The 11,893-nt window shown below is 45.0% G+C and carries 11 protein-coding genes; 4 read left to right on the plus strand and 7 right to left on the minus strand.

The window, feature by feature from the left end; translation table 11 throughout:
• Window positions 1–86: 86 nt before the first annotated feature.
• From QWZ07_RS16150 to QWZ07_RS16160, 3 genes are read right to left on the minus strand one after another with little or no spacing between them, the layout of a single operon-like run.
• Window positions 87–551 carry a GtrA family protein gene (locus QWZ07_RS16150; protein WP_102486436.1) on the minus strand — a complete coding sequence of 155 codons (465 nt, stop codon included), beginning with the start codon at window positions 549–551 and terminating at the stop codon, window positions 87–89.
• Window positions 514–2,025: an ArnT family glycosyltransferase gene (locus QWZ07_RS16155; RefSeq protein ID WP_192852912.1), complete on the minus strand. Its 1,512-nt coding sequence runs from the start codon at window positions 2,023–2,025 to the stop codon at window positions 514–516. Before QWZ07_RS16155 ends, QWZ07_RS16150 begins: the two co-directional genes overlap by 38 nt.
• Window positions 2,022–3,041, minus strand: a complete 1,020-nt coding sequence (locus tag QWZ07_RS16160) for a glycosyltransferase family 2 protein (protein WP_099165400.1) — start codon at window positions 3,039–3,041, stop codon at window positions 2,022–2,024. Before QWZ07_RS16160 ends, QWZ07_RS16155 begins: the two co-directional genes overlap by 4 nt.
• Window positions 3,042–3,166: 125 nt before the next feature.
• Between QWZ07_RS16160 and QWZ07_RS16165 the strand changes: the two genes are divergently transcribed.
• The 4 genes from QWZ07_RS16165 to QWZ07_RS16180 all read left to right on the plus strand — a co-directional run bounded on the left by QWZ07_RS16165 (window position 3,167) and on the right by QWZ07_RS16180 (window position 7,160).
• Window positions 3,167–3,844 (plus strand): response regulator transcription factor, encoded by a 678-nt coding sequence (locus QWZ07_RS16165; protein WP_192852911.1) that lies wholly within the window; start codon window positions 3,167–3,169, stop codon window positions 3,842–3,844.
• Window positions 3,841–5,139 carry a sensor histidine kinase gene (locus QWZ07_RS16170; protein ID WP_192852910.1) on the plus strand — a complete coding sequence of 433 codons (1,299 nt, stop codon included), beginning with the start codon at window positions 3,841–3,843 and terminating at the stop codon, window positions 5,137–5,139. Before QWZ07_RS16165 ends, QWZ07_RS16170 begins: the two co-directional genes overlap by 4 nt.
• A 127-nt stretch (window positions 5,140–5,266) precedes the next feature.
• A complete protein-coding gene (locus QWZ07_RS16175) occupies window positions 5,267–6,196 on the plus strand; it encodes a 1-aminocyclopropane-1-carboxylate deaminase/D-cysteine desulfhydrase (protein WP_192852909.1) in 930 nt (309 codons plus the stop codon).
• A 226-nt stretch (window positions 6,197–6,422) separates the two neighbouring features.
• A complete protein-coding gene (locus QWZ07_RS16180) occupies window positions 6,423–7,160 on the plus strand; it encodes a dienelactone hydrolase family protein (protein ID WP_102535649.1) in 738 nt (245 codons plus the stop codon).
• 78 nt (window positions 7,161–7,238) lie between these two features.
• Here QWZ07_RS16180 and QWZ07_RS16185 read toward each other — a convergent pair whose 3' ends face one another.
• The 4 genes from QWZ07_RS16185 to QWZ07_RS16200 all read right to left on the minus strand — a co-directional run bounded on the left by QWZ07_RS16185 (window position 7,239) and on the right by QWZ07_RS16200 (window position 11,892).
• Window positions 7,239–8,492 (minus strand): D-amino acid dehydrogenase, encoded by a 1,254-nt coding sequence (locus tag QWZ07_RS16185; RefSeq protein ID WP_192852908.1) that lies wholly within the window; start codon window positions 8,490–8,492, stop codon window positions 7,239–7,241.
• A 129-nt stretch (window positions 8,493–8,621) separates the two neighbouring features.
• On the minus strand, window positions 8,622–9,554 hold the full coding sequence (locus QWZ07_RS16190) for a LysR family transcriptional regulator (RefSeq protein WP_192852907.1): 933 nt from the start codon (window positions 9,552–9,554) through the stop codon (window positions 8,622–8,624).
• Window positions 9,555–9,787: 233 nt separating this feature from the next.
• Entirely contained in the window at window positions 9,788–10,573 is a 786-nt protein-coding gene (locus tag QWZ07_RS16195) for an HAD-IIB family hydrolase (protein ID WP_192852906.1), read from the minus strand.
• Window positions 10,574–10,608: 35 nt separating this feature from the next.
• Entirely contained in the window at window positions 10,609–11,892 is a 1,284-nt protein-coding gene (locus QWZ07_RS16200; protein ID WP_065103290.1) for a TRAP transporter large permease, read from the minus strand.
• Window position 11,893: the final 1 nt, after the last annotated feature.

Consider the following 11,893-nt stretch of genomic DNA (forward strand, 5'->3'; position numbering starts at 1 on the left):
AGCGCAGCTATTTAGCTGCGCTTTTTTGTACCTGTTACAAATGAACTACCCAAAGGTTTCACTTGGTGATGTGATTACAAGGGATTCTAACGGGTAAAGACCCAATATTGACTAAACAGGTAGTTAGTGACCATGCCGACCAAGATACCAACCGCCATGGCAATAAACACTGCCCCAGTAAACGCAGGCAGTAATTCCGTCATCAGCTTAAAACACAGCAAATTAGGTACTGCCGATATCGACGCTGAGAACATGAACTTTTGCCACTGAATCAGTTTTTCAGACCAATTACCCTGCCCTTTGAACCCAAAGGTCAGCACACGATTACCAAACCACGTTGTCGTTGCAGCAGCAATGAAGGAGACAATTCTCGCTGTCATTAAGGGCAACCCAATAACGTAATGCAGCAATGCAAACACTAAGCAATCAACAACAAACCCGCCAACACCAACCACTGCGAACCGAACCATCTTGTGATGGGACTGAAGCCTTTGGCTTTGTGTCTGAAGCTTGTTATTGATCATTCGCAGCCCTGAGTTGACGCTGAACATCACTTTCACTTCGAATGTGACTCAACGACAAATTTGGTTTGATGTTTTGGCTATGACAACTGAATAAAGCGCGCTTTACTTTAACCGTCGGCTCCAAAATACACGTTAACGCGTTGTCTTTAATCTTGGTTTCGACTTCCGCTCTTTTACCAATTAAATAGAACTTGTCGATGCCATCGAGTTGCTCGATATCAAGTAGCTTCTTCGCTTGCCCATGGCTATAAAATTGCCCAGAGAACGGTCGCTTGCCTACATAAAAACTCGGTGATGAATCAGTGATCTGTTCGAAGATAATACGATCACTCTTCTCGTTCGCCTTGCCTAAGTTCAGGTAAACCATCGCGATCATCAATAAGACAGGTAGAACTAAAGCCACGCTTGAGAACCACTTCTTATCTTTTTCCACTACAAGTATAGCAACCAACAAACCAAGAGCAGGAATACCCGGTAACACGTAAGCTGGAAGAATATTACCCGCCATGGTGAAAAGGATCAGAGGCGAAATAAGCCAGCACACAAGGAATGAAAACAAGCCGCGATTTTCAGTATTAATTTCTGCAATTTTCTTACGTCGAGCAAATGCTAGTATAGGCAACACAATCGACCAAGGCGCAGCGGCTTGAATCCAGAATATCCAGATCATGCCTCGCGCTTGATCATGGGCAGAGCCGTAAAGATCCCCCTCCCAACCACTCACAACAAATCGCTTAAAGTGTTCGCCAACGATGAAGTAGTCAATGAAACCCGGCGTTGCCATTTCCGCCATGATGTACCACGGTAAGGCAATCGCCAACATCACGCCTAAGCCCGACAACAGTGGAAAGCGTTGCCAAAGCACTTTGAAAGCGCCAAAGAAGCCGTGTTGTAAGACTAGCCAAGGAAATACTGCGATGCCCATAATGACAATCGCTACAGGCCCTTTTGCAAGCAAGCCTAGTGCTAAACCAATGAAACCAACATAACCCCAAGATCGATTAGTCTTTGCACTATCTTCTCCCTTACAAGCCTCTCCTCCTTGCCAACACAGGTAGAAACCTAGCATTGCAATAGTCATCGCCAAGGTTAACGCGATGTCTGTCATCACCGCACCCGCTGCGATTGAGAAAATACCGCATGTCGCCAACACTACCGCGGCAACCAACGCACTTTGCCCTGTTCGTTTCGCCATGTAAGCCGTCAACAAAATCGTTACGACACCCGCTAACCAATGTGGTGCGCGAACCGCAAATTCACTCAAGCCGAACAACTCAATACCCGCAGCGCTCATCCATGTGAACAACGGTGGCTTACCCCAGAAAGGAATACCGTAATCAAACTGAGGTGTTAACCAATTGCCAGTTTCCACCATCAGACGTGCCATTTCGCCATAGCGCGCTTCTGTGGTGTCCATTAATGGATAAGTTGCCAGAGATAAAAGCCTTAGAACCAATGCAAAAGCCAACAAATACCATAGGTGCGTTCGGTTCAGGCTCATGCTGACTCCTCTAATTTAAAATGTGTTTTTAACGCTGGTGTATCGACCACCGATTGGATCAGATACAAAGGACGATTCTTGGTTTCGATGAAGATACGACCTATGTATTCCCCCATTAAACCAATACTCAGAAGTTGAATGCCGCCAAGGGCAAGTTGAACGACCATCATTGATGGGTAACCCGTGATAGGCTCACCAAACATCATGGTTTTGAACACGATGACCATCCCATACACAAAAGCCGTTAGGGCGACGAGGCCGCCGACTGCCGTTGCAATGCGCAGTGGTCGGATAGAAAACGAGGTGATGCCATCCATCGCCAAGCCGATAAGCTTCAAGTAGTTCCACTTGGTCTCACCACAAAAGCGAGCGTCGCGCTTAAATTGGATCGTCGCTTGTCTGAACCCCGGCCATGAGAAAATGCCTTTCATGTAGCGATTACGTTCAGGAAGTTGATTGATATGATCGACGACTTCACGGCTCAACAGTCTGAAGTCACCGACATTTTCAGGAACATCGATCTTCGCAGCCACGTTCATGACTTTGTAAAAACTTGCCGCTGAAAACTTCTTAAACCACGTTTCACCATCACGTTGGCTGCGCTGCATATTGACCACGTCATAGCCTTCACGCCACTTGGCGATCATTTGCGGAATCAGCTCCGGTGGATCTTGTAAATCAGCATCTAATAGGATTACGGCTTGTCCACGACAATGCTCAAGGCCAGCGCTCATGGCTGACTCTTTACCAAAGTTGCGGCTTAAACCAATGACCGAGATTGAACTATTGATTGAAGTGAATGAACTCACCAAGTCCAAGCTGTTGTCTTTGCTGCCATCGTCGACATAAACAATCTCACTTGTGATCGGCAAGCTATCGAGAACCTTAGTGAGGCGAGAGTGGAACTCTTCCAACACCTCTTGTTCATCGTAGAAGGGAACAATGATAGACAGAGATACCGCAGGATTGATCTGCGATGTAGATATCTTAGGGCGGCTAATATGAAGTTCAGACATAATACGTTCTTCTATTTTTTAATCTGGAACCAATCTACCCTCCCATAAGTGAAAGTTATGTTATTGACATATTTTTCACGCTCACTCAGGATAATGTTACTGTCTATTTCTGTATGAGAATCAAAATGAAACGAGTTCTATTAGTCGAAGATAACCGTGAAATTGCAGGTGTTTTGTTTGATTATTTTGAGTGTATAGGGATGGAGCTCGATTATGCGGATAACGGTGAGCTTGGCTTGCAACTCGCGATGGATAACTCGTTTGATATCATCATATTGGATCTGATGCTGCCACGAATGGACGGCCTAACGGTTTGCAACAAGCTAAGAGACCAAGGTAATACAACCCCGATCCTTATGCTTACCGCATTGGATAGCCGTGAAGACATGTTGAAGGGCTTTGAACACGGTGCCGATGATTACCTCACCAAGCCTTTTGATTTGGATATTCTAGAAGCAAGAATGAACGCGCTGGTTCGTCGTTACCGAGGAAAAGTAGCCTATTCTAAGTTGCAGTTCGGCGAGCTCACCATCGACCAAAAAATCCGTAAAGCTTACCGACAAGACAAGCTTCTTGCGCTCAACCCAACCACTTACACCATACTTGAGATGCTTTGCCAAAATGCACCAGATGTGGTCACTCGTGAAGATATCTCGTACAAATTATGGGAAGAAGACGAACCCAACAACGATGTGTTACGCAGTCACATCTATCAATTGCGTAATCAGCTCGACAAACCTTTCGACACCCAAATGTTGATTACTGTTCCTAAAGTAGGATTTCGTTTGGAGTCATCGAATTGATTTCAAATGTTCTCTCCAGCACCAAAACCCTAACTGGCCGCTTAGCGGTTTTCTTTGGGTTAATGGCCGTGATTGTATCTGCATTCGTCTATGTGGTGTTTATTGCCGCACTGTATTTGTCTGAAGATCGGGTTGGGGAAAAGCGCATTCTTATCGATCGCAACTACGCGGTTGGCTTATTCCAATCTGGAGAAAGTGGTGAGATTCGCATTGATGACCTCACAGTGGCATACAACGACCTGGCTTACATTCCAAAGAAATACACTAAATATATAGAAGGAAAAGATAGCTTTCTGGGCGAAGTTGGCGATGAACCCGAATCACGCATGGTGTATGTCGGTGAGTATTCTGATGAAGGAGAAACCCACCCAATTGTTCTGTTGTCTGAAATCGATCGCGTCGAGTTTGATATCTATGAATTGGTGTATGCGACGACATTTATGTTAACCCTTCTCTCAATTCTGATATTCAGCTTTGGGGCACTACTCTATAGACTCTCCAAGCGTTTGATTGAACCATTCAACTCGCTCTCCGCCCAACTGGAATCGAATAAGCTCAACCTAAACGAAGAGTTTGGTGTGAGTGACGATGCGGCGGTGGAATTTCGTCAACTGACCGATCAACTTAATCAATATCGTCGAGAAATCAACTCCCTGCTCAAGCGTGAACAAGCCTTTGCTCGCTACTCAAGTCATGAGTTGAGAACCCCGCTGACTGTCGCTCGCGGGGCAAATAAGCTACTACTTCGCAGCGAAACAACCGAGTTTCAATCTCGCCAAGTTGAACGTATTGATGACGCCATTGTTCAAATGTCAGAAATGGTCGATGCCCTGCTTGGTCTCGTTCGTTACGAAAGAAACAGTGACGATGCACCGCTGCGCTTGTTCACCCAGCAAGAATTAGAGACTATTGTTTCGAAAAACTCGTTGCAGGCAAAAGAGAAAGAAGTCGAAATAGCCTTACAGATTCAATCAGAACCAACCATCCAAGCCACCAGTACCATCATGAATATGTTGGTCGGTAACTTGTTGAGAAATGCGATTGCTGCGACCAATAGCGGCACCGTAACTATCACTCTTTCCCAAGACACTCTTGTGATTGAAGACCAAGGTGAAGGCCTTCAGGAACAATACAACCCGAATGGTCATGGGCTAGGCTTGTTGATTGTCGATGACTTGTGTCAGCGCTTCCATTGGGACTTTGAATTGTTCAATCGTAGCTGTGGTGGCTGCACCGCGAAAATCGCCTTTCAAACCGATTCACCCGTGTCCATATCAGAGCAAGTAAACTCGTAGCACTAAGTTCAATATCCGACGAAAACTTGATTTAGTTGGTTTACAGCACTCGCTCGCTACTAGATACTCGTTGACCCTATTTGATTTAAAAATGCTGGCTCTTTAGTCAGCATTTTGTCTAAGTGCGATGAAACTAAATAATAGCCCTGTAACTCAGCATCAATACAACGACCACACCTTTTTCTTAAAGCGTGACGACCAGCTTCACTCCCACTTTTGCGGCAACAAAGCCCGAAAATTCATGAAGCTGTTGGAAGATGATCAACCAGAAATCACCACTTTGATCAGCTATGGTTCTGCTCAGGCGAACTCTCTGTTCTCACTCTCCGCACTCGCAAAGATCAAAGGCTGGACGCTTGAGTTTTACATCGACCACCTTCCTCAATGGCTACAAGAACGCCCTATCGGTAATTACCGTGGTGCGATTGACCTTGGGGCTAAGGTTATTTCAACCAAAGAGATGGGCTCTGAACTTCATCCACAAGAATATATCGAACAAGTAAGACAACCAGACTCACACTGCATTGTGTTGCCTGAAGGTGGCCGCTCTCAGCTTTCTGAATATGGCGTAAAACAACTGGCGATGGAAATACTCAGCTGGACGCGCTTCGAAAACAAACACGATTTCGTAGTTGCACTGCCCGCTGGTACTGGTAGCACAGCGCTGTATCTTCATAAACATTTGAAGCTGCACAACATCCCGGTTTTAACCTGTGCATGTGTTGGTGGCAGTGACTACTTAACGCAGCAGTTCAATGAGCTTGGCGAGACCGATCACCCGCAGATATTACCGCTCAAAGCTAAGCACCACTTTGGTAAGTTGTATCAGCAGGATTACCAAACTTGGTTAGATCTACAAGAGCAAACCGACGTTGAGTTTGACCTGCTCTATGACCCATTGATGTGGCAATGTTTAGGACAATGGCAAGAAGACAACCCGACCAAAACCATCATCTACATCCATCAAGGTGGCATCTTAGGCAACGAGTCGATGTTGCCACGCTATCAGCGTAAATATCCAGATATGTGCAGCAGCACGACCAACGCTTCTTGGTAATTGTTCTCCTTACTTCTAACTTCTAACTTCAGCTATTTGAATTTCCGTTTTCTGAAAACAACGGCAAACAGCCATCACACTTAATACGTGATGGTTGTTTAATGTATTTTCCCTTCAATCTTTACCTCCACCGTCACACTTCAAATTAGAGACGGAAATCTGGCGAGAATCATCGCGTTATCTATACTTTCGATTGGAACGTCATTGTCACCGAAAGGAATAACGCATGCGAACACTCACCACGCTAGGCTTGTTTTCAGTTTTACTGCCCTTCTCTGCAATTTCTGGAGAAAACGTCACTTATCAAGTCGACGGTATGGACTACGAAGGTTATTGGAGTGAAGCCAGTGATCAGGCTCCTTTGGTGCTGCTAGTACATGATTGGGACGGCTTAACGGATTACGAGAAGAAACGTTCTGAGATGCTTAACGAACTCGGTTACAACGTGTTCGCCATCGACCTATTTGGTAAAGGCATTCGCCCAACCGAAGTGAAAGACAAAAAACAACACACAGGTGAGTTGTATAAAGACAGAGAAAAAATGCGTGCGCTGCTTAATGCAGGTGCAATGGAAGCCAAACGACTTGGCGGCAACTTAGATAACAACGTGATGATGGGATACTGCTTTGGCGGAGCCGCTGTGTTAGAAGCCGCGCGTGCGGGGATTCCTTCGAAAGCTTATGTCACCTTCCATGGTGGTTTATCAACACCGAAAGGCCAAGATTACTCTCAGACTAAAGCCCCTGTCGTCGTGTTCCATGGCACTGCAGATTCGATGATTTCAATGGAAGATTTCGGAAGCCTCGCAGCTGAACTTGAAACGACCAAAGTCCCACATGAAATGATCACCTATAGTGGAGCACCACACGCCTTCACAGTATTCGGGGCTAATAACTATCAACATGAAGCTGACCAAAAATCCTGGGATCGCTTTACTCATGTGTTAGAAACCACCACTAGATAAGCAGCAACATTAAAACTAAATCAGCCCATGCTCAGTGATAAACATGGGCTAATTCGTATGACCAAGTATTTTGATGAGCTACAAGTAGCGATGAATACTCAAGTCATCAGTTTTGATATCACTCGTAGAGCCACTAACAACGCCTGCCAAGATCTTTCCTGAGCCACACGCCATCGTCCAACCCAAGGTTCCGTGCCCCGTATTAGTAAACAAATTCTTAATCGGTGTTTTACCGATAATAGGTGTTCCATCTGGCGTCATTGGTCTTAGTCCTGTCCAATACTCTGCCTTAGAAAAATCCCCTGCTTGAGGAAAGAGATCTTTGATCACCATATCAATCGTGGCTTTGCGTTTTTCAGGAATGAGGTAATCAAAACCCGCGAGCTCTGCCGTCCCTGCAATACGAATACGATCATCAAAACGAGTCATCGCCACCTTGTAGGTTTCATCCATCACGGTAGAGGTTGGTGATTTATCAGCATTCACGATCGGTAGTGTTAGTGAATACCCTTTGACTGGATAAACAGGAATAGACAGGTCTACTTGTTTGAGTAGCTCACGCGAATAACTGCCTGATGCAACTACGTAAGCGTCCGCTTTGAATACACCTTGAGTCGTTGTAAGACTCTCGATGTTTTGATTCTGATGATTCAAACTTACCACTTCAGTATCAAACACGAACCTAACACCGAGTTGCTTGGCTTTTTCGGTTAAGGCTAAACAGAACTGATGGCAATCACCGGTTTCATCGTGTGGTAAATACAGGCCACCCACCAGCTTATCTTTAACGTCTGCTAAGCCCGGTTCGATGGATAAGCACTGCTCAACATCAAACAACGAATGATCAATACCGCTCTCTTTAAGCAGCTTCATATCTTGTTGAATGAAATCCAATTGTTTCTCGCTTCGAAACACTTGCAATGTCCCTTTCTGCCGACCTTCATAAGCCAGTTGTTCACTGGTTCTTAGCTCAGTCAGGCAATCTCTGCTGTAATTTGCCACTCTCAACATACGAGATTTATTCTGTGCGTATTTGGCTTCATTGCAGTTGGCGAGCATCTTAGTCGCCCAAGAGACCAATTCAGGGGAAAGTGACGGTTTCACTTTTAGTGGCGCATGCTCTTGGGTTAACCATTTCATCGCTTTTAAAGGGATTCCGGGAGCGGCCCATGGGGAGGAGTAACCGTAAGAGATTTGGCCAGCATTCGCAAAACTGGTTTCTTTACCACTGCTATCTTGACGGTCGATAACCGTCACCGAGTGACCCTCTTTCGCCAAATACCATGCGCTGGTCAACCCAATAACACCACTGCCAATAACGATAACTTCCATTGCATCCGCCTTTTATGTCACGCAACATTCTTGTAACTTTCGGACACTTTATTGGGCGGGCATTGACTTAACAATACAGTTAGCGTTGATAAAAAGTCATCACATCATGATTCAAAGAAATACTTGGGATTACAAAACGATGTCGTGAGCATCACTACGTAAAAAAGACGTGTTCTCCATCAAGAAATCAAGGAAGGTTTCGGCTTGAACACTCAGTTCTCTGCCTTTCAAAGATTGCACCTTAACGGTCGCTTTAGATAACACCTCAATCTCCGTTGGCACGACTTCTATACGGCCCGACTCTATCTCTTCTAGAACCGTCAGCTTAGGCATAAATGTGACGCCAAGCCCTGCAACAACAAAGTTAGTCAGCGCAGTAACCGAGTTGGTTTGTAATTTAGGTTGGAGATTAAAATGCGACATTTGCTCAGCATGTTTCACTAATCGTCCCATGCCAGTCGATGTATCGATCAAAGCCAGCGACACATCTTTGATTTCTTGCAGCGTCACAGGCGTCTCTTTCATTGTTAGAAAGTGCCCTTTCGGAGCGATAAGTTCTAGTGGATGACTGCGTTCCACGTGCGTCCGTAGTTTTGGATGCGGTGCTGCTGCGTAAGTGATGGCGAAATCGATCTGCTGATCTTCAAGCATCTTAACCGCATCAAGAGCACCGGCTATTTCTATCGACAAGTTGATGTCTGGATAACGGGTCATAAAGGTCTGCATAGGCTCAGACACTAAGTTTGTGATAAATCCTTCACCTATCGCAATACTAACGCTACCACCTGTCAGGTTTTTAAGCTTGGTCAATTGAGTTAATACTGTCGCCTCACCTCTTATAATGGTGCGATAGTGATTCAATAACTCGTTTCCCGCTTCCGTTAAATAGGACTGACGGTTATTGCGCTCCCACACCTTCATCTCAACCTGATCTTCAAGTTGAGACAACATACGACTCACTGCAGCCGGATCAACATTCAGCATCTTCGACGCTTTACGTAACGACCCGTATTTTGACAAAGCATTAAGGTATTCCAGCGCGCGGATATTAAAGTGGTGCATTCAACTTCCTTGTAATTCCAGTGACACTCAGAACAAGCGTCTCATAAATTCAGTATTAACCTATATTCGAATTTGACGAGATAGGGCTTGCGCTCACCAACTTGTGCACCGAGTCACTTCAAGACAATGGTTGTTCGACTATCCCGGTGTTTTATCTGTTCCAAATAAGACAAAGGCGACAACTTTCGTTATCGCCTTTGTACTGCTGATTGCTGACTAAAAATGAGTAACGACTATTTCAACGCCAATAATTTATCAGTGAACTCAGCGAAACCATAACCGCCGGGTTTCTTCATAACAACAACCGGATGATGTGATAACTTCGTCCAATAGTGTTCAATGTTCGCGACCCCAACACTGAAAGGCAAAATTTCAAACATGTATTGGTCATTCAGCGAGTCACCAACATAGCAACTACGTTCGACTATCTCTTGCTCAGATAGCCCCTTCTCCTTGAGAAAGGCGGTCGATGTCGCTTTCTTAGAGTGCTCACCATACCAAGCATTAATGTGAATAGAGCTTGCTGTGGCATGTGCACCTAAAGCGTGAATCTTAGAGACAATCTCTTCAATAATGCCATCATCGACTTTTGGACGGTTTTGACCGATGTCGATCGCCACCTCACACAAACGGTAAGACTGATCCAACGTTAAACTGAGCTCTGGGTAATCGCTTAAAATAGCTAATACTTGCTCTTTCAGCTTACTCTGATTGGCACTGACTTCTGGCAAAGGGATATCAGAGCGCAATGTCAGATAACCATTTTTCTTTTCCATTATAAACGCGCCGTTCTCACCGAGAACCGCATCGACAGGCCATAGCTGAGCAATATGATCACACCATCCAGCACAAGCCCCTGTCACAGCCACGACCTTTTTCCCTGCATCTTTTAACGCTTTCAACGCCACCAATGTTTCTGGCGGCAACTGACCTTGCCAAGTTAAGGTATCGTCGACATCCGTCAGTACCCAATCAATGCTTTTCCAATTTTGGTCTAAATCATTCGTTACCGAATTCATTTCTACACCCTCAAATCTAAACTAACTTATTAGTGTTAAAGTAAATTCGGTAAAAACATCACTAAACTTTCAGAGAAAGTTAGCAACATCAACACCGACAATAAAGCGAGTAGCAAAGGCACTACTTCTTTTACAAAGTCGACCATACGAACCTTCAAGATGGAACATACAGTAAACATCATAGAACCGAACGGTGGCGTCACACCACCAATCATAATATTAACGATCACGATAATGCCGAAGTGCACCGGGTTTACGCCTAAGTTAAGCACAGCCGGAAGCAACAATGGCGTTAAGATGATCATCGCTGCACCACCTTCGATGAACATTCCGACAACGAGCAGCAACACGTTAATCAACAGCAACAAGAGTAACTTGTTATCAGTAAGTTCTATCAAAGCAGACGCAACATTGTGCGGGATTTGCTCAAGCGTCATGTAGTAACCGAAGACCATCGCTCCGATAATAATGAACATCACACTACTGGTGCCCTGCACCGTTTCACGCATGATTAACGGGATATGTCGCAGGCCAAGCTGACGATAGACAAAAATACCAATAATCGCACAAAGCAATACTGCGATTGCGCCCGCTTCTGTCGGTGTAAACAAACCAAAACGCATGCCAAGAATAATGCCGAAAGGAATCAGTAACGCGGGAATCGCTTTTAGAAAGTAATGAAAACGCTCTTTCGCAGACGCAGGTTCAGAACGAGAAGGCTTGTAACGACGCTTACGAGCGATAAACGCGATTGTCACCATCAGCGATAACGCCATCAAAAAGGCAGGAACATAACCCGCGATAAACATCTGATGAACGGAAACATTCGCTAACAGCGCAAAGATGATTAAATTAATGCCCGGTGGAATAACAGGGCTGATACTTGATGATGCAGCCGTCACTGCAGCTGTAAATGGCAAATCATAACCACGCTTGGTCATTTCAGGCGCAAGAATCTTCGATTGCATCGCGGCATCGGCATTCGCAGAGCCAGATATGCCACCCATTAACGTACTCAACGCGACATTCACCTGCGCAAGACCGCCCGTTTTATGGCCAATCATCGAATCTGCAAAAGCCAATAAGCTTTTACTGATTCCCGCATAGTTCATCACCGAACCAACCATGATAAAAAACGGAATGGCTAACAATGGAAATGACTCTGTCGAGCTAATAAAGCGCTGCATTACCAAGCTGACGGGAATTGAGTCATTGATAAATAAAAAGTACACCATTGCTGACGCGATCAATGAAAACGCAATGGGTATATTCAATAGAAACAGAACAAAAAGAATGAGGATTGGAAGATAGCTTTCCATG

Origin of the sequence: Vibrio lentus, assembly GCF_030409755.1 — a bacterium.
Taxonomy (GTDB): Bacteria; Pseudomonadota; Gammaproteobacteria; order Enterobacterales; family Vibrionaceae; genus Vibrio; species Vibrio lentus.